The following is a 24,545-nucleotide window of genomic DNA, read 5'->3' on the forward strand; positions in this document are numbered from 1 at the left end:
GGCCGCTCCCGGACCTCAGGAGCCGGGTGGCGGACCGGACGCCCTAGGCCCCCACGGCCGAGCGCACGCCCGCCCGCCACACCGCGGCGGTCAGGGGCATGCCGGGTCGGTAGGCGAGGTGGGTGGCCGACGGGGCGTTGAGCAGGTGCAGGTCGGCCCGATGGCCGACGGCGAGGGAACCCACGGCACGCTGGCCTTCGGCATCTACCCCGGCATGCCGCCCGAGCGCCAGCGCCCCGCCATAGGTGGCGGCCCGGACCGCCTCGTGCACGCTGAGTCCCATCTGCAGGACGGCGGTGGTGACGCAGAAGTTCATGGAACTCGTGAATGAGGTCCCCGGGTTGCAGTTGGACGCCAGGGCGATTTCCACGCCGGCGTCGAGCAGTTGCCGGCCGGGCGCCAGCGGCTGGCGGGTGGACAGGTCGCAGGCCGGCAGGCAGGTCGCCACGGTGCCGCGCTCCCCCGTGCCGCTGGCCCGGTCCCAGCCGGCCCAGCTGCCGGCGAGCGCGGCGACGTCGCCGTCGTTCAAATAGTTGACGTGGTCCACGCTGGCTGCCCCGAATTCCACGGCCAGCCGCACGCCGGGACCTTCACCCAGCTGGTTGCCGTGCACGCGCAGTCCGAGGCCGGCGTCGCGGCAGGCCGCCAGCACCCGGCGTGACTGGGCCTCGGTGAAGGCTCCGCGTTCGCAGAACACGTCGGCCCACTGCACGTACGGCCTCACCGCCGCGAGCATGTCCCCACAGACCAGGTCGGTGTAGTCGTCGGCGTCGATGCCGGCCGGCACCAGGTGCGCGCCGAGGTAGGTGACCTCGTCGGCCACGGTGGACGCGATGCGGGCGCTGCGGGCCTCCTGCTCCACGTCCAGGCCGTAGCCGGTCTTGGTCTCCAGGTAGGTGGTGCCGCCGGCGGCCGCCTCCGCCACCCGGGCCAGCAGCAGGCGCGTGAGGTCGTAGTCGCTGGCCTCGCGGGTGGCGCCGGTGGTGACGGCGATCCCGCCGGCCTGGTAGGACTGGCCGGCCATCCGTGCCTCGAACTCGGCGGTGCGGTCTCCGGCAAAGACCAGGTGCGTGTGCGAATCCACCCAGCCCGGCAACACGGCCCGCCCGCCGGCGTCGAACTGTTCGTCGGCATCGGGGGCCTGCGCCGCGGGCCCGAGCCAGGAGATGCGCTCCCCCTCGATGATCACGGCAGCGTCGTGCAGCACGGAGTCCGCGCCGCGGGCCGGGTCCTGCGTGTGCAGTTCGCCGATGTTGGTGACGACAGTGCTCATTCAAACTCCTTCAGGGCGTCGGCCAGCAGCTCGGCCGGCCAACCCAGGCGCCGGTGGCGGCCGTTAACGGCCAGCAGGTCACCGGCAACGACGACGGCGGAAACGTCCGCTGCGCTGGCGCTCAGCGGCAGTTGCCCGGGCTCCGAGCCTACCGTGCGCACGCTGCCGGGGTTCACCGCCACCAGATCGCAGGCCATTCCGACGGCGATGCCGGCCACCGGGGTGCCCATCGCGGAGGTCGCTCCGGCGGACACCGAATCCAGCAGCTCGGCCGGCGCAAACCGGCCGCGCTGGCCGCTGGCCAGGCGTTCGCCGTGTTCCAGCGCCCGCATCTCCAGCCAGGGATCGATGACGGCGTGCTGGTCGGTGCCGACGGCGATGCGGGCGCCGGCGTCCGCCAGCTCCCGGGCCGGGCCGATGCCGTCGGCAAGATCGGCTTCCGTGGTCGGGCACATCACCACGGTGGCACCGGCGTCCCCGAGCAGCGCGATGTCACCCGCGGTCAGGTGCGTGGCGTGGACCGCGCTCAGGCGTGGCGACAGCAGCCCGTGCCGGGCCAACAGGCCGGCCGGCGTCACCCCGTAGGCGGCCAGGCAGGCCTCATTCTCGGCCGGCTGCTCGGAGAGATGGATGTGCAGCGGCAGGCCCTCGGGCAGGTGCTCGGCGATGAGCGGCAGCGCGGCCTCGGGCACCCCGCGGACCGAGTGCAGGGCGGCGCCCACCGTGATCCGCGCCGGGTCGAACCGGTCTGCAACCACGCGGCGCAGCGAGTCCAGCCGGGTCAGCCAGGCCTGCACGTCGCCGTCGCCGAAGCGCTGTTGCTCCGGCGCCAGCGGGACGCCGATGCCGCCGGCCAGGTAGCAGGTGTCCAGCAGGGTCAGCCGGATGCCGGCCGCCTCGGCGGCCCGGCACAGCGCCAGTTCCATCGCGTGCCCGCCGTACCCGGGGGTCTCCGGATCATCGCCCGCCGGACCGGACCGGTGCCCGCCGCGGCTCCCGCCGGCCGCGCTTCCGGGCCCGTACGGGCTGCCGTCCGGGCGGTGGTGGACGTAGTGGAACTCCGCCACGCTGCTGAAGCCGGCCGCCACCATCTCCGCGAACACCGCCGTCGCCAGGCGCTCGTAGTTCTCCGGGGTCAGTGTCCCGGCCGCGCGGTACATCTGCTCCCGCCACGTCCAGAAGTCGCCCCGGCCGGCGTGGGTGCGGCCCCGCAGCACCCGGTGGAATGCGTGCGAGTGCGCGTTGGCGGCGGCGGGGAAGACCACGCCGTCGAGCACCAGCACGGCGTCGGCCGGATCGGGCCGGGGCGACGTGCCCACCTGCGTGATGGTCCCGGCGTCGTCGCAATCCAGCAGGACTCCCTCGGCCACGCCGGCGGGGCCCAGCCAGGCGCGTTCGCACCAGATGCTGCTCACAGCAGTGCCTCGAGCACATCCGCCAAGGCTTCCGCGCCGGCGTCCGCGTCCCAGGGCTCCACGTATTCCTCCGGGGAGTGCGAGATGCCGGAGGGGTTTTTCACGAACAACATGCCGGACGGCACCCGCGAGGCCAGCACGCCGGCGTCGTGCCCGGCACCGGTGGCCAGCACCGGCGCGCCGGGCAGGGCGTTCTCCAGCTGGCGCTGCAACGCGGAGTCGAAGTGCACGGTTCCGCTGTAGGACTCTTCCGTCAGCGAGACGGAGCAGCCCTCGAAGGCGGCGATCTTCTGGGCCTTCCCGTGGATGGCCTCGACCAGGTGCGCGGTGACGGCGTCGTCCGGGTGCCGGGCGTCCAGCCACAGGTCCACCCGCGAGGCGATCACGTTGGTGCCGCCGGGCACCGGCTGGAGGCGGCCGACCGTGGCGCGGGCGTCGGGCTGCTTGGCCGCGGCCTGCTGTACGGCCAGGATGATCTGCGCCGCGGCGACCATCGGGTCGGCACGGTCGGCCATCAGGGTGGTGCCGGCGTGGTTGCCCTGGCCGGTGACGCTGATCCGCCACCGCCCGTGGCCCAGGATGGAACTGCCGACGGCGATGGTCGGGCCGTCCTCGCCCAGGCCGCGGCCCTGCTCCACATGCAGCTCGATGAAGTCGCCGATCCGCGCCAGCGCCTCCTCGTCGCGCCCCAGATGCGCAGGATCCAGCCCGTTGGCCCGGGCGACGTCGGCGAACGTGTCGCCGCTCTCGTCGCGCAGGTTTCGGGCCTTGTCCGGATCGATGGCGCCGGCCAGCAGCCGCGAGCCCAGGCAGGCCACACCGAAGCGCGATCCTTCTTCTTCCGGGAAGACCGTGACGGCCAGCGGCCGGTTAGGCTCGACGCCGCGCTCCTTGAGGAGGTCCACGGCGGCGAGCGCGGAGGCGACGCCCAGCGGCCCGTCGAAGGCGCCGCCGCCGGGAACCGAATCCAGATGGCTGCCGGTGACCAGGGCGCCGGGCTGCGGCTCGCCCCACCACGCCCAGATGATGCCGTTGCGGTCCGTCTCCACGCCCAGCCCGCGGCGTTGGGCCTGTTCGATGAACCAGTCGCGCAGGCCCAGTTCCGCGGTGGAATAGACCGGCCGCGAGTACCCGCCGCGTAGCGCGTCACGGCCGACGTCGGCAATGGATTCCAGGAGGGAGGACACAGTTTCCATCTGCGCCTACTTGCCCATCGGGATGTGGACGCCCCGTTCGGCCGCGACCTCGACGGCGCGGTCGTAGCCGGCGTCCACGTGGCGGATCACGCCCATCCCCGGATCGTTGGTCAGCAGCCGCTCCAGCTTCTGCGCCGCCAGCTCGGTGCCGTCCGCCACCGACACCTGGCCGGCGTGGATGGAGCGGCCGATGCCGACGCCGCCGCCGTGGTGGATGGACACCCAGGTGGCCCCGGAGCTCGCGGCGGTCAGGGCGTTCAACAGCGGCCAGTCCGCGATGGCGTCCGAGCCGTCGGCCATCGCCTCGGTCTCCCGGTACGGCGAGGCGACGGAGCCGGAGTCCAGGTGGTCGCGGCCGATCACGATCGGCGCCGAGACCTTGCCCTCGGCCACCAGCCGGTTGAAGAGCAGCCCGGCCTGGTGGCGCTCGCCGTAGCCCAGCCAGCAGATGCGCGCCGGCAGCCCCTCGAACTCCACCCGCTCGGCCGCGGCATCCAGCCACCGGTGCAGGTGCTCGTTCTCCGGGAACAGTTCCTTCAGGGCTGCATCGGTCACCTCGATGTCCTTCGGGTCACCGGAGAGCGCCACCCAGCGGAACGGGCCCAGTCCCTCGCAGAACAGCGGCCGGATGTAGGCCGGGACGAAGCCCGGGAACTCGAAGGCGCGCTCGTAGCCGCCCTTGCGCGCTTCGTCGCGGATCGAGTTGCCGTAGTCGAACACCTCGGCTCCGGCGTCCTGGAACTCAACCATGGCCTGCACGTGCCGGGCCATGGACGCCTGCGCCTTCTTGGTGAAGCCGACCGGATCGGCCTGGGCCTCGCGCTGCCAATCCGCCACGGAAATGCCTTCCGGCAGGTACGACAGCGGATCGTGGGCCGAGGTCTGGTCGGTGACCACGTCCACGGTGATCTCGCCGGCGCGGTGCCGGCGCAGGATCTCGGGGAACACCTCCGCCGCGTTGCCCACGTAGCCCACCGACCAGCCGCGGCCTTCTTCCTTGGCCTTCATGGCCTTCGCGACGGCGGTGTCCAAATCCGTCTCCACCTCGTCCAGGTAGCGTTTGCCCACGCGGCGGCGGAGCCGGGCCTCGTCCACGTCCACGATCAGGCAGGCGCCGTCGTTGAGGGTGACCGCCAGCGGCTGGGCTCCGCCCATGCCGCCGCAGCCGCCGGTCAGTGTCAGCGTTCCGGCCAGCGTGGGCGACGCGGTCTTGCCGGCCTCGTGCAGCTTGGCGCCGACGGCGGCGAAGGTCTCGAAGGTGCCCTGCAGGATTCCCTGGGTGCCGATGTAGATCCAGGACCCGGCCGTCATCTGGCCGTACATCATCAGCCCTTCGGCCTCCAGGCGGCGGAATTCCGGCCAGTTGGCCCAGTCGCCCACCAGGTTCGAGTTGGCGAGGAGCACGCGCGGGGCCCAGGGGTTGGTGCGCAGCACGCCCACGGGCTTGCCGGACTGGACCAGCAGCGTCTCGTCGTCTTCGAGTTCCGCCAGCGTCTTGACGATCGCGTCGTAGGCTTCCCAGGAGCGTGCGGCGCGGCCGGTGCCGCCGTAGACCACCAGGTCCTCGGGGCGTTCCGCCACTTCGGGATCCAGGTTGTTCATCAGCATCCGGAGCGGAGCCTCGGTCTGCCAGCTCTTGGCGGTGAGGGTGGTGCCCCGGGAAGCCCGGATGCGGCGGGAAGGGTCGTGCTGGGTGAACGTCATCGTCATGCCCTTTCTGGCGTGGAGGTACTTCTCTGGTCATGTTCTTCGGTCCCATTGGCCGCCGAGCCCTCCGGCGCGGCGAAGAGCGTGCCGGCTTGTTCGGCCAGCAGCAGCCCGAATTTTTCGGCGGCCTCTGCCGTCGTGCGGTAGCTGGGCGCGACGATGCTCACCGCGGCAACCACCTTGTCGCCGGCGAAGACGGGAGCCGCGACGGCGGTGACGTCGGCCTCCACGCTGTCCGCCTGCACGGTGTACCAGCCCCGGCCCACCTGTCCGCTGAGGGCCGCCCCGGCCGCGCTGCCCGCCATCGGGAAGGTCCGGCCCACCCAATTCACGTGGCGCACGGTATGGGTGCCCTCTTCGATGGCTATGTACAGCCCGTGGTCGTTGCCGGCGGTCACGCTCAGGTACGCCGACTCCCCGGTCTGGTCCACCAGGCTCCGCAGGACCTCCCGGCCCGCATCCACCAGCGACTCGTGGCTGAGCGCCTGGACACCCAGCTGCACCATCCGGAAGCCCGGCCGGTAGAGCGCGTTGTCGCGTTTCGCTGCGAACCCGTTGGCTTCCAGCGTGCGCAGCAGGCGCAACGCGGTCGACGCCGACAGGCCCACCGCCTTGGCCGCATCGGCGAGCTTGACGCCGTCGTGCTCGCAGACGATGCGAAGCAGCGCCAGGGTGCGGTCCGCCGCCCTGGTCGTAGGATCCGCTGCCGTTCCTGACGCCATGCCTGCTCCTCGGTAACCATCCAATGTTGCAGCCAGTAAAACATCAATTTCATGCAGTGGCAAGGAATTAGCAAAAAACCCTTGACCCCGGCACCGCGGATGGGTAGCTTCAGGTAGCAAGCCACGCTCGTTTTACTGATCGAAACAGGTATGCCGCGTACCGGCAGAAACAAGGAGATCCTGATGCGCCCATTGATGTCCGAGGCCACCGCGCCCCGCCGCCCCCTGCTGGCCACCGCCTCGGCCGCGGTGCTGGCCGGCGCCCTCCTGCTGACCGGGTGCGGCTCCGGCAGTCCGTCCTCCACCGGCGGCGGAACGGAAACCGCAGGGGCGCCGGCAGACGCCAACCTGGACCAGGTGAGCCTGGGCCTGATCCCGATCGCGGACGTGGCCCCGGTTTACCTGGGCATGCAGGAGGGCTACTTCGAGGAGGAAGGCATCCAGCTGTCCATCCAGCTGGCCCAGGGCGGGGCGGCCATCGTCCCGGCGGTCATGACCGGCGAATACCAGTTCGGCTACTCCAACGTCATCTCGCTGCTGATCGCGCGGGACAAGGGGCTGCCGATCACGGTGGTCTCCAACGGCTCCAGCTCCACCAATGAGCCCGGGAAGGATGGGACCGAGGTGGCGGCCATGCCGGACAGCGGCATCGAGAGCGCCGCGGACCTGGTGGGCAAGACCGTCGCCGTCAACGCGCTGAACAACTTCGCCGACGTCACCATCCGGAACTCCGTGGAGCAGGCCGGCGGCGACCCGGACGCCGTCGACTTCGTCGAGATGCCGTACCCCAACATGCCCGCGGCACTGGAGCGCGGCGACGTGGACGCGGCCTGGACCACGGAGCCGTTCCGCACGCAGATCCTGGACGCCGGCGGAAAGATCGTGGCCAGCCCGATGACCGACCTCGCCGACGACTTCGATTCGGCCTTCTACTTCGCCTCCGAGCAGACCCTGCAGGAGGACCCCGAGCTCGTGGAGCGCTTCCGCCGGGCGCTGGAGAAGTCTTTCCAGTTCGCCTCGGAGAACGAGGACGAGGTGCGCACGATCATCCAGGATTATGCCAAGGTCACGCCCGAATTGGCCGAAAAGATTGTGATCTCCCGCTGGTATCCGGAGGTCAACATGGAGGGCCTGCAGAAGTTGGGGTCGGCGGCCACCAAGTACGGCGTGCTGAAGAACGAGCCCGACTATGACGCACTGATCGCGGACTGATCGCCGCCCCTCCCATACCCGCCACTCCCACCTTCACCGGCACCCGAACCCGAAAGGCACCATGTCCCAGCTCCAGACCGCCACCGTCTCCGTCTCCGTCGGACCCCTCTCCCCCGCCGACGTCGTCGCCGTCGCCCGCCACGGCGCCGCCGTCGAGCTCAGCGAGGAATCCCTGCAGGCCATGGCCGAATCCCGCAAGGTGATCGAGGCCCTGGTGGACGACGACGTGCCGCACTACGGGGTCAGCACCGGCTTCGGCGCCCTGGCCACCAAGCAGATCCCGGTTCAGCTGCGCACCCAGCTCCAGCGCAGCCTGATCCGCAGCCACGCGGCCTCGTCCGGGGCCGAGGTGGACCGGGAGGTGGTGCGCGGGCTGATGCTCAACCGGCTGGCGACGATGGCCACCGGCCGCACCGGCGTCCGCCCGCTGGTGGCCCAGGCCTACGCGGGCATCCTCAACGCCGGCATCACCCCGGTGATCGGCGAATACGGCTCCCTGGGGTGTTCCGGGGACCTCGCGCCGCTGGCCCACTGCGCACTCGCCCTGATGGGTGAGGGCCAGGTCCGCACCCAAGACGGCGAGCTGGTGGCGGCCGCCGACGCACTGGCCGCCGCGGGCCTGGAGCCGGTGGAGCTGCGGGAGAAGGAAGGGCTGGCACTGATCAACGGCACCGACGGCATGCTGGGCATGCTGATCATGGCGTCGGCCGACCTGCACCGGCTGCTGAAGACCGCCGACCTCGCCGCGGCCATGAGCATCGAAGGTTTGCTCGGCACGGACTCCGTGCTCGCCGAGGACCTGCACGCCCTCCGGCCGCACCCCGGCCAGATCGCTGCGGCGGCCAACATGCGCACCGTCCTGGCCGGTTCCGTCCTGATCGCAGAGCAAAAGTCGGCCGGAGCCGATGCGCAGCACCGGTTCACCCGGGTCCAGGATGCGTACTCCCTGCGCTGCGCACCCCAGGTGCACGGCGCGGCGCGCGCCACGCTTGCCCATGTGGAATCGGTGGCCGGCTACGAACTGGCCTCCGCCGTCGACAATCCCGTCGTCACCCCGGACGGCCGGGTGGAGTCCAACGGCAACTTCCACGGCGCCCCGGTCGGCTACGCGCTGGACTTCCTGGCCATCGCCGTGGCCGACCTTGCCTCGATGAGCGAACGGCGGACCGACCGGTTCCTGGACACCGCCCGCAGCCACGGTCTGAATGCCTTCCTGGCCGATGATCCGGGGGTGGACTCCGGGCACATGATCGCCCAGTACACCCAGGCCGGCATCGTCAGCGAGCTCAAGCGGCTCGCCAACCCGGCGTCGGTGGATTCCATCCCGTCCTCGGCCATGCAGGAGGACCATGTGTCCATGGGGTGGTCCGCGGGGCTGAAACTGCGCCGCGCCCTGGACGGGCTCACCCGGGTGCTGGCCATTGAACTGCTCACCAGTGCCCGCGCCCTGGACATGCGCGACGGCGGGGTGGAGACCTCCCGCAGCGCCCCGGCCGTCACCGCGGTGCGCCGGGAGATCCGCAAAACCGTCGCCGGTCCGGGCACCGACCGCTATCTCTCGCCGGAGATCGAGGCGGTCCGACTGCTGGTGGACAGCGGCGTGCTGGTGGACGCCGTCGAACAGGCGGCGGGCACGGCACTGAACTGATGCGTTCGGCATAGACTGGTGCCGACAATCGCCGCGTCCGGCAGGCCGGACCGGATGCGGCGCAGGGACTCTGGGGGCCGGCACCGGGAGGACGTGCTGCATGGCCGCCAACACGCCCGAGGGACAGCCGAGCCGGCGCAGACTGCTGCAGCAGACGGTTCCCGTCCTGGCGGCCGGCATCGGGGCCGGGGCGTTGGGCACGGCCGGGGCGGCCGCAGCAACCCGGCCGGATTCCGCACCGGATGACGAGCGGATTGCGCGCTTGGTGGCGGACCCGACGTCGGCCACCCACCGAGAGCTGCTGCAACTGCTGGCCCCGACAATCGCGGCTGCCGCCCAAACGACTGCCAACGGGCGCGTCGATCCCCGCCAGGCCGGTTACGACGTCGTCCTGCTGCTGGGCCAGTCGAACATGCAGGGCTGCGGCCTCCCCTTCGATCCGGCCATCGATGTGGAGCTCGACGGGATTGACCAGCTGGCGGGTTCCGGCCCGTCCGCCGGCCGGGTCATCGCGGCCAGCGAACCGCTCTGCCATGTCGCCAGTGTGTGGGTGGACGGCCGGCCCGCGGTGGGCCCCGGCCTCGAATTCGCGCGGCAGCTGTGGCTGGCCCAGCCGGCCGGCCGCAAGGTGTTGCTGGTGCCCGCGGCCCTGGGCGGCACCTCGATCACGGGCAACGCCGACTACTCCTGGGATCCGGACAACAAAACTGCCCGAACGAACCTGTGCCACCGCGCGCTGGATGCCGCCCGGCAGGCGCTCTCGCTGAATGCGCGCAACCGTTTGGCGGCGGTCTTGTGGCACCAGGGCGAGTCCGACGCGGTGCTGGGCGCCTCAGAAGGCTGGTACCGCCGCAAGTTGCTGCAGATTATTGATCTGGTCCGCGACGCGCTGGGGCCGGCGCCGTTCCTGATCGGCGGGATGGTGCCCGAATGGCTGCCCGATGACCGGCGGCGGCGCGGCATCGAGGCCGCGCACCGCTCCGTGGCGGCGCAGCGGTTGCGGACGGCGTTCGTGGCGGGCCCGTCCGGCGCCAGCCAGGACGCCGAACAGATCCATTACAGTGCCGCCGGCGCCCGCGAGCTCGGCCTGCGCTTCTACCGCGCCTTCGAGGCCGAAACCTCGGACCGGGCCCGGTAGCCGGGCAGAACTCGGTCGCCGGAGCCGGCGCGGCCGGGCTCGGCAGCCGGACCCGGCGGGCCAAGGGAGGGCGCCGCACCGCTGCGGGGTGCCCGGTTCAGGCCTGCCCGACCGCCCGCCGGGAGACGATCCCGACCGCCCGCCGGGAGACGACGAACGCCGCGACGCAGGCCTCGACGTCGTCGGCGCTATGGGCGGCCGAGAGCTGCACGCGGATCCGCGCTGCGCCCTTGGGCACCACCGGATAGCTGAAGGCGGTGACGTACACGCCGTGGGCGAGCATGGCCTCGGCCACCCGCCCGGCGAGGACCGCGTCGTGGAACATGACCGGGACGATCGGGTGCACGCCTTCGAGCAGATCGAACCCTTCCTCGGCCATCCGCCGGCGGAACAACGCCGTGTTGTCCTGCAGCCGCGACCGAAGGTCTGCCGAACCGGCCACCAGTTCCAGCGCCTTCAAGGTGGCGGCCACGATGGCCGGCGCGACGGAGTTGGAGAACAGGTACGGCCGGGCCTTTTGCCGCAGCACGGTCACGATTTCGCGGCGGCCGGACACGTAACCGCCGGAGGCACCGCCGAGCGCCTTGCCGAAGGTCCCGGTGTAGATGTCCACCCTGTCAGCCACCCCGGCGTGCTCCGGGGTGCCGGCACCGTTGGCACCCATGAAGCCGACGGCGTGCGAGTCGTCGACCATCACCAGCGCGCCGTATTCTTCGGCCAGTTCGCAGATCCGTTCCAGCGGCGCCAGGTAACCGTCCATAGAGAACACGCCGTCGGTGACGATGACGGTCCGCCGTGCGCCGGCGCCGTCGTTCATTGCCGCAGCCTGTTGCAGCCGCTCCTGAAGTTCGGCCATGTCCCGATTGGCGTAGCGGAACCGCACTGCCTTGGACAACCGGATGCCGTCGATGATCGAGGCATGGTTCAGCGCGTCCGAGATGATGGCGTCCTCCGGCCCGAACAAGGATTCAAAGACCCCGCCGTTGGCGTCGAAACAGGACGAGAACAGGATGGTGTCCTCGGTGCCTAGGAAGCGCGACACCTCCCGTTCCAGCTGCAGGTGGAGGTCCTGCGTGCCGCAGATAAACCGCACGCTGGCCATGCCGAACCCTCTCTCGTCCATGGCGGCCTTCGCGGTGGCGATGATGTCCGGATGGTCGGCCAACCCCAGGTAGTTGTTAGCGCAGAAGTTCAGCACCTCGCGGGTTGACCCGTCCTCCGGGCCGGCGGAGATGTGGCTGGACTGCGGGGTGGTGATGCGCCGTTCGGCCTTGAACAGTCCGGCGGCGCGGATCTCCTCCAGCTCCGAGGCCAGCTGGTCCTTGAGTGTTCCGTACATGCTTCTCCTCCCTATATCCGGGTCCAGTCCAGGACCACTTTGCCGCTTGTCCCCTGCCGGGCCGTCTCGAACCCGCGCTCCCATTCGGCGGCCGGCAGCACGTCGGTGATCACGGAGGAAATCGCCGCGTGCAGGGCCGGGCTGGAGGAGAGCATGGCGCTCATCGCGTACCAGGTTTCGAACATCTCGCGCCCGTAGATGCCCTTGAGCGTGAGCATGTGGGTGACCACCTTTGCCCAGTCGATGGTGATGTCTTCGGCCGGCAGCCCCAGCAGCGCAATCCGGCCGCCGTGGGTCATGTTGTCGATCATGGCCCGCAGTGCCGAGCCGCGGCCGGACATCTCCAGCCCGATGTCAAAACCTTCGACCAGTTCCAACTGCCGTTGTGCGTCCGCCACTCGGGCGTGGCTGACGTCCACCACCATGTCGGCGCCCATGTGCTTGGCCAGCTCCAACCGCTCGGCGGACACGTCGGTGACGGCGATCTTGCGGGCGCCGGCGTGGCGTACTACCGCTATCGCCATCAGCCCGATGGGCCCGGCGCCGGTGATCAGGACGTCCTCACCGACCAGCGGAAAGCTCAGTGCCGTGTGCACGGCGTTGCCGAACGGATCGAAGATCGCGCCCAGTTCGGGCGTGACCGCCGGGTCGGTGTGCACCCACACATTGGTTTCGGGGATCACCACGAACTCGGCGAAGGCACCGTCCCGCTGCACGCCGACGCTGACCGTGCGGATGCACATCTGCCGCCGGCCGGCGCGGCAGTTCCGGCAGGTCCCGCAGACGATGTGGCCCTCCCCCGAGACCCGGTCGCCGATTTGCACGTCCTGCACGGCGCTGCCGGCGGCCACGACCTCGCCATAGAACTCGTGGCCGGGGATGAGCGGCGCCCGGACCGCCCCCGCGGCCCAGTCGTCCCAGGCCTGGATGTGCAGGTCGGTGCCGCAAATGCCCGTGGTGTGGACCTTGATCTTGACCTCGCCGGTGCCGGGTTCCGGTTCCGGACGGTCGACCAGCTCGAAGCCGGCCTGTGGGCCGGGCTTGTAGAGCGCCTTCACGCGGTGTCCTTTCGCTAAGCGGGCCGGCGCGTCCGGCCGCCCGGGCTGTGGCCCGGATCACTAGGCCAACTCTACGTAACTGTCTTGGCGAAGTGGAGCACGTCACCGTATCCGTCGCGTCAGGGGGCAGGGTAGCTTTGCTCGCAACCGGCGGCCGCAGGGCATCCTCACGTCACCGTATGCGAACCGGGCAGGCCGACCCCATAGGAAACAGGAAACCGGTTCGGAGCCGCGTGCCGTGAAAGCCGGTGGAAAGGCCGCGGAAGCGCAGGCTAGACTGTGACCCCGGCCACAGGTGCGTGGCTGCGATCCGGTAAAAGGGGTTCTCCAGTGCCGCACCCAGCCCAGCCAGCGTCCCGGCCCGTGCAGGACCAGGCCTACGCCGCGCACGAGCGGCTGGATCCGATGCACCTGTCCGCCGGGACCGGGAGCATCAGGGGGTTGCGCGCAGTGGTCCGCGACTCCTGGCAACGGTCCTTGCGGCACGCGGCGGATCCGGATCGGGCGCTGGCTCCACTGGTCATGGCCGCGGACGCGCTGGACGAGTTCCGCCGGAACCATCCGTTGTCCGCCATCATGCCGGTCTTTGGCCGGCTGCTGGTGGAGCCCAGCCGCGACGCGGGGATGCTGGTGGCCGTGGGAGACCGGCACGGGCGGCTGCTATGGGTGGACGGAGAGGCCCGCCTGAAAGACCGCGCCGAAGGCATGATGTTCATGCCCGGCACCGACTGGTCGGAGGCGACCGTGGGCACCAGCGCGCCCGGCACGTCGCTCGCGTTGGGCCGTGGAGTCCAAATCGCCGGTGCCGAGCACTTCAGCCGGGCGGTCCATTCATGGAACTGCACCGCCGTCCCCATCAAAGATCCCGAAACCGGTGCCGTCCTCGGCGTCGTGGATCTGACCGGCGGGGAGGAAGCGGCCGCGCCCCACACGCTGTCCTTGGTCCGGGCGGCGGTAGCGGCGGCCGAGGCAGAGCTGCGCATTCTCCGCCTCCAGGCAGCCGCCCGGCACGACCCGGGGACGCGGAGCCGGTCAGCACCTGCCGGCCCGATCACGCGGCGTCGGGGGACGCCGGCCCGTCCGGAGGGCGAATCCGGAACCCGCCCGAAGGCCGGTCTGCGCATCATGGGACGCGATCAGGGACTGTTGGAACTGGCCGACCAGCGGATCGAGTTGTCGCAGCGGCACACGGAGATCCTCACCCTGCTGGCCCTGCATCCCGCCGGCCTGACGGCCGGGGAACTGGCGGACCAGCTCAACCCGCGGGCCCAGGGCGCTACTTTGCGCGCCGAGATGGTGCGGTTGCGCAAGCTGCTGGCCGGCATCAGCCCTGCCGCCGTGCCCACATCCCGGCCCTACCGCCTCCCCCACGAAGTGGCCGTCGACGCGCAGCAGGTCCTCCGGTGCCTGGCCCGCGGGGCACACCGGCAGGCTCTTGGCCTGTACCGCGGGCAGGTCGTTCCGCGGTCGGAGGCGCCGGGCGTCGTCAGTTTCCGCCGGCACGTCAGCGCCACCCTGCGCGAGGCAGTGCTGAGCAGTGCATCGCCGGATGAAGTCCTACGGTACCTGCAGCTTCCCGAAGCGAAGTACGACGGCGAGGCCTGGCGCGCGGCGCTGCGCCTCCTGCCGCCGCGCTCACCCAAGCGGGCCGCGGTCGTCGCGGTGCTGGAACAGTTGGAAGCCGGGGGCTGACGGGACTTTCGGAACGCTGCCGGTGCGGTTGGAAGCCGGGGACTGACAGCCCCTTCGAAAGGGTCCCGCGTCCGGAGCCGCCGCAAGGACTACCGCTGCAACCTGATTGCAACGTTGCCCTCCGTAGGCTTTGGGGACACAGACAGTGCCGTCTGCCGGGCCGTGGGGGTCCGGATACCGAAGCCAGAGGAGTCGACCATGACTGTTTACGCCCAGCCCGGTACCGAGGGATCACCCGTCAGCTTCAAGCAGCGCTACGAGAACTGGATCGGCGGCGAATGGGTCGCCCCGGTGAAGAACCAATACTTCGAGAACCCCTCCCCCGTGACCGGCAAGACGTTCTGCGAAGTGGCACGCGGGACCGCCGAGGACATCGAATTGGCCTTGGATGCCGCCCACAAGGCGGCGCCGTCGTGGGGCAAGACCTCAGTAGCGGACCGGGCCGCAGTGCTGAACCGGATCGCGGACCGGATCGAGGAGAACCTGGAACTGCTGGCCGTGGCCGAGACCTGGGACAACGGCAAGGCCGTGCGCGAGACCCTGGCCGCCGACATCCCGCTGGCCGCCGACCACTTCCGCTACTTCGCCTCGGCCATCCGGGCCCAGGAGGGCCGGCTGTCCCAACTGGACGACGACACCACCGCCTACCATTACCACGAGCCGCTGGGTGTGGTCGGGCAGATCATCCCCTGGAACTTCCCCATCCTGATGGCCACGTGGAAGCTGGCTCCCGCGCTCGCGGCGGGCAACGCCGTCGTTCTTAAGCCTGCGGAGCAGACACCGGCGTCCATCCTGGTGCTGATGGAACTGATCGCGGACATCCTGCCGGCGGGCGTGGTCAACGTGGTCAACGGTTTCGGCGTGGAAGCCGGCAAGCCGCTGGCGTCCAGCCCGCGAATCCGCAAGATCGCGTTCACCGGCGAGACCACCACGGGCCGGCTGATCAGCCAGTACGCGTCGCAGAACCTGATTCCGGTCACGCTGGAGCTGGGCGGGAAGAGCCCGAACATCTTCTTCTCCGACGTGGCCGCCGAAAACGACGCGTTCTACGACAAGGCGCTGGAGGGCTTCACCCTGTTCGCCTTCAACCAGGGCGAGGTCTGCACCTGCCCGTCGAGGGCACTGGTGCAGGAGTCGATCTACGACTCGTTCATGGCCGATGCCCTGGCCCGGACCGAGTCGATCATCCAGGGCAACCCGCTGGACACGGACACCCAGGTCGGCGCGCAGGCCTCCAACGACCAGCTGGAGAAGATCCTGTCCTACATGGACATCGGCCAGCAGGAGGGCGCGAAAGTCCTGACCGGCGGCGGCCGGAACATCCTGGACGGGGACCTCGCCGACGGCTACTACGTGAAACCCACCATCTTCGAGGGCGACAACAGCATGCGGATTTTCCAGGAAGAGATCTTCGGGCCGGTCGTCTCGGTTACCCGGTTCGGGAACTATCAGGAAGCCCTGCAGATTGCGAACGACACGCTCTACGGGCTGGGAGCCGGCGTGTGGAGCCGCAACGGGAACGTGGCCTACCGGGCAGGGCGCGAAATCCAGGCGGGCCGGGTGTGGGTGAACAACTACCACGCCTACCCGGCGGGAGCGGCGTTCGGCGGCTACAAGTCCTCGGGCATCGGCCGCGAGAACCACGCGATGATGCTGGACCACTACCAGCAGACCAAGAACCTGCTGGTCAGCTACAACGAGAACAAGCTCGGCTTCTTCTAAAGACAGGTCACGTCATGGCGTCTGCTTCACCGCAGGGGCAGGGTGCACCCACCCCGCCCGCCGCGAAACACGAGGCGGCGCTCGAGGCCGCGGTGGCGCTGCCCGGGGAGATTTTTTCCCGGGTGGCGCTCACCGGACCGGCGGTCGGGCTGCTGCAAAGACTGTGGGAGGCCCACGGGCCGCTGATGTTCCATCAGTCCGGCGGCTGCTGCGACGGTTCCTCCCCCATGTGCTATCCGGCCGGTGAATTCCTCACCGGCGATGCGGACGTGCTGCTGGGCACGTTCGACCTTCCCGGCCGCGGGAGCCTGGACTTCTGGATGTCGCGGGAGCAGTTCGCGTACTGGAAACACACGCATCTGACCGTGGACGTGGTGGACGGGCGCGGCAGCGGGTTCTCGGTGGAGGCGCCGGAGGGCAAACGCTTCCTGATCCGCTCCCGGCTGTTCGACGGCGCGGCACAGCCGGGCTGACGGGTCGACCCGGGCCGGGTGCCGACCTCCCTGGGCGACGCTCCGGTTTGGGCCCCCGCTCCGCTTATTAGGCGGAGCAGGCGCCCGAACCGGAGCGCGGGCCCGAACCGGAGCAGGGGACCAACCCCGGGGGGCGCGGACCGGAGCAGGAGCGGAACCCTTGATCCCCCGCGCGGCTAGCGTTCGAAGAGGCAGAACGGGTGCCCCGCCGGATCGAAGTACACCCGGACGTCGTCCTGCGGTTGGTATCCGGCACGTTCAGCCCCTACCGACTCGGCATGAGAGCAGGCGGCGGCCAGGTTCTCGACGAGGATGTCCAAATGCATCAGCATTTGCTGTTCGCCGGGTTCTTCGGGCCAGACCGGCCGGCGGTAGTCCTCCTCCAGCTGGAAGGACAGCCCCGGCCCACCGCCCGGATTGGCCAGCGTCACCCAGTCTGGCTCGTTGGTGCGGATGTCCCAGCCCAGCAGCCGACCGTAAAACTGAGCCAAGGCCAGCGGATCCGGCGCTCCCAGCACCGTTGCATGCAGCTGCAGTCCTGTGGGGCCGGACATCGCCGCTCCTCCCGTGGACGCACTTCCTGGGCAGTAGTCCGGCCATGCTACTGCGGCGGCGGCGCCGCGGCTAGCTCCCGGACAGGACTTCGGCCAGCGCCCGCTCCGCCACGCCGCGCAACAACCGGTTGTCATCCGAGGAGGTCAGCAGCACCGTCGCGATGTTCAACGCCCAGCCGCGGGCGCGCTGCCAGGTGTCTTGGGAAACGTCGGTGCGCGCTTCGACGGCCGCAATAAACTCCCGGCGCCCCGGGCCGTCAAACACCAGCCAGGCGGCGGCCAGGTCGGTGGCCGGATCGCCCGCGGTGATGTCGCCGAAGTCGATGACGGCGGCCAACCGGTTTCCGTTCACCACCAGGTTCCCCGGGTGGAGGTCGCCGTGCAGCCACAGTGCCGGTCCCTCCCACGCGGGCACGGCGGACAGCTGGCGCCACAGCGCCATGACACGTTCTGCCTCCGGAATGGCCCCGGAAGCCAGGCGCTGCTGCACGGCGGCGTTGCGGGAGGACAGCGGCACGCCGCGCACCGGATTCACCGGGGCGCCCGCCGGGGCGGGCACGTGCAGCGCGGCCACGAACGCCGCCAGCCCCGGGGCCAGCGATCGCCGTTCCTCCGGCTGGAGGCGCCAGGCAGCCCGGCCCTCCAGCCACGGCACTACCGACCAGGACCAGGGATAGTACGACGTCGGGCTGCCGCGGCGCGTCGGGGCCGGCACGGCGAGGGGCAGCTCCCGGGCCAGGGACGGGAGCCACTGCTGTTCATGCAGCACCAGATCCCCTGCCGCGGTCCGGCGCGGCAGCCGGACGGCCAAATCGGCTCCGAGTTTGAACGTCACGTTGTCCCACCCGTTGGCCACCCGCACCAGCGGCAGCCGGGCGAGGTCCGGGAACTGGTCCGAGAGCAACCGCTGCACCAGGTCGTTACTGATGTCGATTTCGGCAGCAGGCATCGAAGCCATCTGTTTCCGTGCTCCCCTTAATCGGCGGGCGTGGCCCCGCCGGCGGCGAAGGCTGTCGTACCCGGTCCGGTAGTCCAGCGGAACCGGCCCGATGTCGGCCCGGGTCCGCTAGTCCAGCGGAACCGGCCCGATGTCGGCGCCGGCGGACGCGCGCGTACCCGGGCGGGCCGGGCGGGCCGGGCGCCGCGGAACCGGGCCGATATCGGCGCAGGCACGGCGCGACCCATCACCGCTCATCGTCCGCTCCACCGGCTAACCCTGAACGCCGAGACGTTCAAAGATCAGCTCGCGGACCCGGCCGGCGTCGGCCTGTCCGCGTGTGGCCTTCATGACCCCGCCCACGATGGCGCCGGCGGCCTGGACCTTGCCGCCGCGGATCTTCTCGGCCACCTCGGGCTGGGCTGCCAGCGCGGCATCGATGGCTTCCAGCAGGGCGGAATCATCCGACACCACGGCCAGGCCGCGCTTTTCCACGACCTCCTCGGGCGTGCCCTCCCCGGCGAGCACGCCGTCGAGCACTTGGCGGGCCAGCTTGTCGTTGATCTTGCCGGCCTGCACCAGACGGTCCAGCTCGACCACGGTCAGCGGGCTCACGCCCAGTTCCGAAGGTTCGAGTTCGGCTTCCTTGGCGCGGCGGGAGATTTCACCCATCCACCACTTGCGGGCCACGGCAGCGGAGGCTCCGGCGGCAATGGTTTCCTCGATCGACTCCATCACGCCGGCGTTGACCACGTCGCGGAATTCGGCGTCGGAATAGCCCCATTCGGCCTTCAGCCGCTTGTGCCGTTCGGCCGGCGGTTCGGGCAGCCGCGAACGCAGTTCTTCGATCCACTCTTCGGTGGTGACCACGGGGACCAGGTCCGGTTCCGGGAAGTAGCGGTAGTCATCGGCGTCGGACTTGGGCCGACCCGCGGTCGTGGAGCGGGTGTCCTCGTGCCAGTGGCGGGTTTCCTGGACCACCTTCCGGCCGGCGTCCAGGACCGCCGCGTGGCGCTGGATTTCGAAGCGGACGGCACGTTCCACCGCACGCAGCGAGTTCACGTTCTTGGTCTCGGAGCGGGTGCCGAACTGCTCCGAGCCCTTGGGCATCAGGGACACGTTCGCGTCGCAGCGGACGTTGCCGCGTTCCATCCGCGCGTCGGAGACGCCCAGGTTCTTGACGATCTCGCGGACGGCGGCCACGTAGGCGCGGGCCAGTTCCGGAGCGCGGGAGCCGGCTCCGACGATCGGCTTGGTGACGATCTCCACCAGCGGAACGCCGGCTCGGTTGTAGTCCACCAGCGAGTACTCGGCGCCTTGGATCCGGCCGGTGGCGCCGCCCATGTGGGTGAGCTTGCCCGCGTCCTCCTCCATGTGCGCGCGTTCGATCTCCACCCGGAACACTTCGCCGTCTTCCAGCTCGATGTCCAGGTAGCCGTCGTAGCAGATCGGGTCTTCGTACTGGGAGGTCTGGAAATTCTTCGGGGTGTCCGGGTAGAAGTAATTCTTCCGGGCGAAGAAGCAGGATTCGGCGATCTTGCAGTTGAGCGCGAGCCCAATCAGGATCGAGTACTCCACCGCCGACTTGTTCACCACCGGCAGGACGCCGGGCAGGCCCAGGTCCACCGGCGACACGTTCGTATTCGGCACATCGCCGAACGCGTTCGGAGCGGCGGAGAACATTTTGGTCTTCGTGTTCAGCTCAACGTGGACCTCAAACCCGAGGACCGGGTCGTACTTCGCCATCGCCTCCTCGAAGGAGACCAACTCTTCTGTTGCAGCCATTTACTTCACACCTCCGAGGACAGGAGCCTGAGCCAGCAGCGGGCCGCCCCACTGGGCTTCCAGCAGGTTTTCAAGACCGGCGCCGGCGCGGTACAAGCGGGCATCTTCACGGGCGGGGGCCAGGAACTGGATCCCCACCGGCAGCCCGTCGGTCAGGCCGCCCGGCACGGAGATGCCAGGCACTCCGGCGAGGTTGGCCGGAATGGTGGCCACGTCGTTGAGGTACATGGCCATCGGGTCGTCCAGCTTCTCGCCCAGCTTGAACGCGGCCGTCGGCGCCGTGGGAGAGACCAGCACATCGACGGTCTCAAACGCCGCGGCAAAGTCGCGCTGAACCAGCGTGCGGACCTTCTGCGCCGAACCGTAGTAGGCGTCGTAGTAGCCGGCGGACAGGGCGTAGGTGCCCAGGATGATGCGGCGCTTGACCTCGTCGCCAAAGCCGGCGGCGCGCGTGGCACCCATCACGCGTTCGATCGTCATCGGGCCCTCGGCCGGCAGCACGCGATGTCCGTAGCGGACGCCGTCGAACTTGGCCAGGTTGGAGGAAACCTCCGAGGGCATGATCAGGTAGTAGGCGCCCAGCGCGTACTTGAAGTTCGGGCAGGAGACCTCCAGCACCTCGGCGCCGGCCCCGCGCAGCAGTTCCAGGGCCTCGTCGAAGCGGGCCTGCACGCCGGCCGCGTAGCCTTCGCCCTGCAGTTCCTTGATCACGCCGATGCGCATGCCCCGCACGTCGGCGTTCCGGGCGGCCTCGACCAGCGCACCCACCGGGTCGGTCAGCGAGGTGGAGTCGGCCGGGTCGTGTCCGCCGATGACCTCATGCAGCAGCGCGGCGTCCAGGACCGTGCGCGTCACCGGACCGATCTGGTCCAGCGAAGACGCCATGGCAATGGCGCCGTAGCGGGAAACTCCGCCATAGGTCGGCTTGACGCCCACCGAACCGGTCACTGCGGCCGGCTGGCGGATGGAACCGCCGGTGTCGGTGCCCAGCGCCAGCGGTGCTTCGAAGGCGGACACGGCAGCCGCAGAGCCGCCGCCGGAGCCGCCGGGGATCCGGTCCAGGTCCCACGGGTTGCGGGTGGGACCGTAGGCGGAGTGCTCGCTGGAGGAACCCATGGCGAATTCGTCCAGGTTGGTCTTGCCCAGCATCGGCATGCGCGCCGCCCGGATCTTCTTGACCACGGTGGCGTCGTACGGGCTCATCCAGCCCTCGAGGATCTTCGAGCCGGCCGTGGTGGGCTGGCCAACGGTGACGATCAGGTCCTTGATCGCTATCGGGACGCCCGCCAGGGCGTGCAGTTCTTCGCCGGCGGCGCGGGCTTTGTCCACGTCCGCCGCCACCGCGAGCGCCTCGTCGGTGTTCACGTGCAGGAACGCGTTGAGGTCACCGTCGACCTCGGCGATGCGGTCCAGATGCGCCTGGGTGACCTCCACCGAGGACACCTCCGAAGCGGTCAGCATCTCGGCCAGCTTGGCCGCGCTGTGGGTGATCAGTTCGCTCATGGGTGCGTCTTACTCCTCGTCCAGGATCGCCGGAACTTTGAACCGGCCGTCGGCCTGGTCCGGTGCGTTCGCCAGGGCAAGTTCCTGGCTCAGCGTCTCCCCCACCACGTCCTCGCGGAACACGTTGTTCAGCGGGATCGGGTGCGAGGTCGCCGGAACGTCGGGGCTGGCAACTTCCTGGACGGACTTGATCGAATCGACAATGACGTCGAGTTCGCCGGCCATCTTGTCCAGTTCTTCGGCGGTCATCTCAATGTGGGCCAGCCGCGCCAAATGCGCCACCGCCGCACGATTGATCTCAGACATGAGTCTCCTACGCGGATGGAATGCTTTTCCTTCTCAGTCTACCGGCGCAGAAGGGTCGGAATTCGCCAGGGAATGCCGGGGGACTATCCAGCGGCGACTGCCTCCGGCTTCCCGGCGTCCGGTCTTGGGCTTGTGATCCTCAGGCACAGCGGGGGGACCACGGACTTGAGCGTTTCGGCTCACTTCCCGTGCCGCTTTATCGTTGACCGTCTGACACCGGGCACCTAGAATGTGGCACGCGCTAGGGCCCAGGCCGGGCCGCTAGGCTTCCGGCCGGCTGCCGAAGTCCTTCGCGGCGAGGAGGTCCCCATGCGTCCGGCTCGGCTGGCTGCCATCGCCCTCACCGCCCTGCTGCTGCCCTGCTGCAGCAGTCCGGGGCAAGGCTCTCCCGCCCCGGCGCCGCACGCCTCGGCGGGCCCTACTTCCTTGACCTCTCGCGCGCCGGCCGCACCGCCGGTTGCGTCCCCACCTGCCTCCCACCCGGCCGCCCCCGCGCCCCGGACAGCCGGCAACTCCGAGGAAAGCGTGAAATTCGCGGCGGCCGGGGACTTCGGCTTCGACGAAGGTGCCGCGCGGGTGCTGGAAGCGATGGCGGAAAGCGGCTCCCGGTTCGGCCTGGCGCTCGGCGACCTGTCCTACGGCCTTCCCGGCACGGAATCGGGGTGGTGCAGTTTCGTCACCAACCACCTGGGGCCGGATATTCCCCTGCAGCTGGTCGCCGGAAACCACGAAAGCGACGGCCGGAACGGTTCGATCGACGAATTCGCCCGCTGCCTGCCTCCCCGCTTACCCGGTGTCCACGGCGCCTACGGGCGCCAATGGTTCGTGGACATCCCACAGCGGGACCCCCTGCTGCGGCTGATACTGATTTCGCCGGGGCTAGAGTTTCCGGAATCCGGCCGCTGGGACTACCTTCCCGGCACCGACCATTACCGGTGGACGGCCGCCGCCATAGACTCGGCCCGCGCAGCGCACATCCCGTGGGTTGTGGTCGGTTCCCACAAGCCCTGCCACTCGGCGGGCGCCTACGAGTGCGATCCCGGTTCCGCCGTGACGGATCTGCTGCTGGACAAAAAAGTGGACCTGGTGCTGCACGGCCACGAACACCTCTACCAGCGGACACACCAACTCGCCCTGGGGCCGGACTGCCCGTCGCTGCTGCCCGCGCACAGCGATAATGCCTGCATCTCCGACACCGACGCAGACTTCGAGTCCGGTGCCGGCACGGTCTTCGCGACGGTCGGCACCGGCGGGCAACCGCTGCGCGACATCAACGGCTCCGACGCCGAGGCGCCCTACTTCGCCGCCTACTCCGGCGCAAACGCCGAGCCCGCGCACGGGTTCGTGGAGATCGAGGTGACCGAGGCCTCCCTGAAGGCCACGTTTATGGGCGCCGGCGGCGCAAACTTCACCGATTCGTTCACGTTCAGGAAACCCTGAGCACGCGCTGCCCGCAGCGTCCGTCCCTGCGGCTGCTAGAGACGTTTGACGAAGACCAGCAGCCGGATGTCGGTCCCGGGTACCGGCCAGTCGCGCTCCGGCACCCGGTCGAATCCCAGCGACTCATACAGCCGGTGCGCCGCGGTCCAGTCGCTGCCGGTGGTCAGGCTCACGGCGTTGATGCCCGGTAGCGTGCGCGCGTACTCCACGATGGCGTCCACGAGTGCCCGGCCGACGCCCGAGCGCTGCAGCCCCGGATCCACGGCCAGCATCCGGAACTCCAGTTCCCCCTCCCGGGCGATGTCCGCATACTCTCCGCCGGCCTGGGCCAGCGTGACCGCCCCGGCCACCTTTCCGCCCCGCTCGGCCACCCAGATCTCGGCATGCCGGGCCCGGTGCGCCACGTCGGAAACGTGCACCAGATACGGGTGGTCGGCTGCCGGGAAGTGTCCAGCGGCCAGGTATGCCTCGCGCGTCAGGCGCTCCACGTCGTCGAAATCGGTAGCGGTGGCAGGGCGGATGGTGATCTGCATGTGCTTGGGCGGTGTCCTTGCGGGGTAGTAAATGTACGACGGCGGGGCTTGCCTGACCAGTTTCCCGCACCACGGGCGGTGCGCGCCAATACGGTTCAGGACGGGCCGCCGGCCGGCCGTCCCGCCGACGGCCCGGCCGCCGGACGGGGCACGGGCGGAAGCAATTCCGGATTGACCCGCCGCTGCAGGGCGGCGACCGCCTCGGCCGGCAGCGCCAACAGACCGTCGAGCTCCTTGCGGGCGCGCGCGTAGGCCAGCTGCCGCTCGGCGGGCGTTGCCGCCCTATCCACCGCGATGGTCAGCAGCCGGCGCGCGGTGTTCAGCCGCAGCCGTTCGGGGCCGCTGAAGTGCTGGTCCTGAATGCGGCGGGCCTCGCGTTCGGCGATGTCGAAGGCGACCTCGTAGGCCCGCACGGCCTCGCGGTATTCGCGCAGCCGCTCGTCGGTGGCAACTTCCGCGGCGGTGACCGGACGGAGCCCGTCCGCGGCGCGTTTGGCGCGCAGGAACGCCACCGTGAGCGGCTCGCGGACATCGGACATCATGGGGAAATCGATCAGCTTGGCCACGTCCAGCTCATAGTCCAGCCAGCGCGCGTTCACCGCATCATGGTCGGCCATCACCGCCGCGGTGTCGCGGAGCCGCTGCTGTTCGGCGGCTGCGGCGGCACGCAGCCGGTCGGCCTCGCGCCGCGCGGCCTCCGAGCGTGCGCTTTCGTGGCGCCGGCCGCCGCGGTTCCAGCCCTGGCCTCGCCGGGTACGCCTGGCACGCTGTCCCATCCCGGAGACCACGGCGAAACCGACCCAGATGAACCACCAGGGAAAACCGTCGGCAAAGAACTCGTTCATGGCTCACCTCGCACCTCCATCGTCGCATGGCGGGTGATGCCAGTCAC

General features: G+C 70.0%; 21 protein-coding genes. 7 read left to right on the forward strand and 14 right to left on the reverse strand.

All coding sequences use genetic code 11. The features are described from left to right. Positions 1–43 precede the first annotated feature (43 nt). The 5 genes from hutI to AC5RWG_RS13840 are packed head-to-tail and all read right to left on the reverse strand — an operon-like array spanning position 44 to position 6,313. Positions 44–1,273 carry an imidazolonepropionase gene (gene hutI, locus AC5RWG_RS13820; protein ID WP_494026404.1) on the reverse strand — a complete coding sequence of 410 codons (1,230 nt, stop codon included), beginning with the start codon at positions 1,271–1,273 and terminating at the stop codon, positions 44–46. Further along, positions 1,270–2,688: a formimidoylglutamate deiminase gene (locus AC5RWG_RS13825; RefSeq protein WP_494026405.1), complete on the reverse strand. Its 1,419-nt coding sequence runs from the start codon at positions 2,686–2,688 to the stop codon at positions 1,270–1,272. The genes hutI and AC5RWG_RS13825 overlap by 4 nt, the downstream gene beginning before the upstream one ends. Further along, positions 2,685–3,884 (reverse strand): allantoate amidohydrolase, encoded by a 1,200-nt coding sequence (locus tag AC5RWG_RS13830; protein ID WP_494026406.1) that lies wholly within the window; start codon positions 3,882–3,884, stop codon positions 2,685–2,687. Before AC5RWG_RS13830 ends, AC5RWG_RS13825 begins: the two co-directional genes overlap by 4 nt. Positions 3,885–3,890: 6 nt before the next feature. Further along, positions 3,891–5,588, reverse strand: coding sequence for a urocanate hydratase (gene hutU, locus AC5RWG_RS13835; protein ID WP_494014386.1), 1,698 nt, complete (start codon positions 5,586–5,588; stop codon positions 3,891–3,893). 2 nt (positions 5,589–5,590) lie between these two features. Next, positions 5,591–6,313 (reverse strand): IclR family transcriptional regulator, encoded by a 723-nt coding sequence (locus AC5RWG_RS13840; protein ID WP_494026407.1) that lies wholly within the window; start codon positions 6,311–6,313, stop codon positions 5,591–5,593. 183 nt (positions 6,314–6,496) lie between these two features. On the opposite strand from AC5RWG_RS13840, the gene AC5RWG_RS13845 reads away from it, so the two are divergent. From AC5RWG_RS13845 to AC5RWG_RS13855, 3 genes are all read left to right on the forward strand, one after another. Continuing rightward, positions 6,497–7,525, forward strand: coding sequence for an ABC transporter substrate-binding protein (locus AC5RWG_RS13845; protein WP_494026408.1), 1,029 nt, complete (start codon positions 6,497–6,499; stop codon positions 7,523–7,525). A 61-nt stretch (positions 7,526–7,586) separates the two neighbouring features. Next, positions 7,587–9,173: a histidine ammonia-lyase gene (gene hutH / locus AC5RWG_RS13850; RefSeq protein ID WP_494026409.1), complete on the forward strand. Its 1,587-nt coding sequence runs from the start codon at positions 7,587–7,589 to the stop codon at positions 9,171–9,173. 100 nt (positions 9,174–9,273) lie between these two features. After that, complete coding sequence (locus tag AC5RWG_RS13855; protein ID WP_494109950.1) at positions 9,274–10,311, forward strand: sialate O-acetylesterase; 1,038 nt, start codon at positions 9,274–9,276, stop codon at positions 10,309–10,311. 97 nt (positions 10,312–10,408) lie between these two features. Here AC5RWG_RS13855 and AC5RWG_RS13860 read toward each other — a convergent pair whose 3' ends face one another. After that, on the reverse strand, positions 10,409–11,650 hold the full coding sequence (locus AC5RWG_RS13860; protein WP_494026411.1) for a glycine C-acetyltransferase: 1,242 nt from the start codon (positions 11,648–11,650) through the stop codon (positions 10,409–10,411). A gap of 11 nt (positions 11,651–11,661) precedes the next feature. Beyond that, the gene (tdh, locus tag AC5RWG_RS13865) at positions 11,662–12,708 is read right to left on the reverse strand and encodes an L-threonine 3-dehydrogenase (RefSeq protein ID WP_494002506.1); all 1,047 of its coding nucleotides are present in this window, start codon (positions 12,706–12,708) and stop codon (positions 11,662–11,664) included. Positions 12,709–13,038: 330 nt separating this feature from the next. On the opposite strand from tdh, the gene AC5RWG_RS13870 reads away from it, so the two are divergent. The 3 genes from AC5RWG_RS13870 (at position 13,039) to AC5RWG_RS13880 (ending at position 16,595) form a co-directional block, all read left to right on the forward strand. Beyond that, positions 13,039–14,400: a GAF domain-containing protein gene (locus tag AC5RWG_RS13870; RefSeq protein WP_494167167.1), complete on the forward strand. Its 1,362-nt coding sequence runs from the start codon at positions 13,039–13,041 to the stop codon at positions 14,398–14,400. A 198-nt stretch (positions 14,401–14,598) separates the two neighbouring features. Next, positions 14,599–16,122 carry an acetaldehyde dehydrogenase ExaC gene (exaC, locus tag AC5RWG_RS13875; RefSeq protein ID WP_494026413.1) on the forward strand — a complete coding sequence of 508 codons (1,524 nt, stop codon included), beginning with the start codon at positions 14,599–14,601 and terminating at the stop codon, positions 16,120–16,122. 14 nt (positions 16,123–16,136) lie between these two features. After that, a complete protein-coding gene (locus AC5RWG_RS13880) occupies positions 16,137–16,595 on the forward strand; it encodes a DUF779 domain-containing protein (protein ID WP_494167168.1) in 459 nt (152 codons plus the stop codon). Positions 16,596–16,771: 176 nt separating this feature from the next. On the opposite strand, the gene AC5RWG_RS13885 is transcribed toward AC5RWG_RS13880, so the two are convergent. From AC5RWG_RS13885 to gatC, 5 genes are all read right to left on the reverse strand, one after another. Further along, complete coding sequence (locus AC5RWG_RS13885) at positions 16,772–17,149, reverse strand: VOC family protein (RefSeq protein ID WP_494167169.1); 378 nt, start codon at positions 17,147–17,149, stop codon at positions 16,772–16,774. Between the two features lie 70 nt (positions 17,150–17,219). After that, positions 17,220–18,107 (reverse strand): aminoglycoside phosphotransferase family protein, encoded by an 888-nt coding sequence (locus tag AC5RWG_RS13890; protein WP_494167170.1) that lies wholly within the window; start codon positions 18,105–18,107, stop codon positions 17,220–17,222. Between the two features lie 252 nt (positions 18,108–18,359). Continuing rightward, entirely contained in the window at positions 18,360–19,871 is a 1,512-nt protein-coding gene (gene gatB / locus AC5RWG_RS13895) for an Asp-tRNA(Asn)/Glu-tRNA(Gln) amidotransferase subunit GatB (protein WP_494002512.1), read from the reverse strand. Next, positions 19,872–21,374, reverse strand: coding sequence for an Asp-tRNA(Asn)/Glu-tRNA(Gln) amidotransferase subunit GatA (gene gatA, locus AC5RWG_RS13900; RefSeq protein WP_494002513.1), 1,503 nt, complete (start codon positions 21,372–21,374; stop codon positions 19,872–19,874). 9 nt (positions 21,375–21,383) lie between these two features. After that, the gene (gene gatC / locus AC5RWG_RS13905) at positions 21,384–21,680 is read right to left on the reverse strand and encodes an Asp-tRNA(Asn)/Glu-tRNA(Gln) amidotransferase subunit GatC (protein ID WP_493977642.1); all 297 of its coding nucleotides are present in this window, start codon (positions 21,678–21,680) and stop codon (positions 21,384–21,386) included. A 525-nt stretch (positions 21,681–22,205) separates the two neighbouring features. On the opposite strand from gatC, the gene AC5RWG_RS13910 reads away from it, so the two are divergent. After that, a complete protein-coding gene (locus AC5RWG_RS13910; RefSeq protein ID WP_494167171.1) occupies positions 22,206–23,120 on the forward strand; it encodes a metallophosphoesterase in 915 nt (304 codons plus the stop codon). 35 nt (positions 23,121–23,155) lie between these two features. Here the strand turns inward: AC5RWG_RS13910 and AC5RWG_RS13915 are convergent, their stop codons facing one another. After that, positions 23,156–23,653 (reverse strand): GNAT family N-acetyltransferase, encoded by a 498-nt coding sequence (locus tag AC5RWG_RS13915; protein ID WP_494128316.1) that lies wholly within the window; start codon positions 23,651–23,653, stop codon positions 23,156–23,158. A 95-nt stretch (positions 23,654–23,748) separates the two neighbouring features. Then, positions 23,749–24,498, reverse strand: a complete 750-nt coding sequence (locus AC5RWG_RS13920) for a hypothetical protein (RefSeq protein ID WP_494167172.1) — start codon at positions 24,496–24,498, stop codon at positions 23,749–23,751. Positions 24,499–24,545: the final 47 nt, after the last annotated feature.

The organism is Arthrobacter sp. Y3221160 (assembly GCF_059092585.1).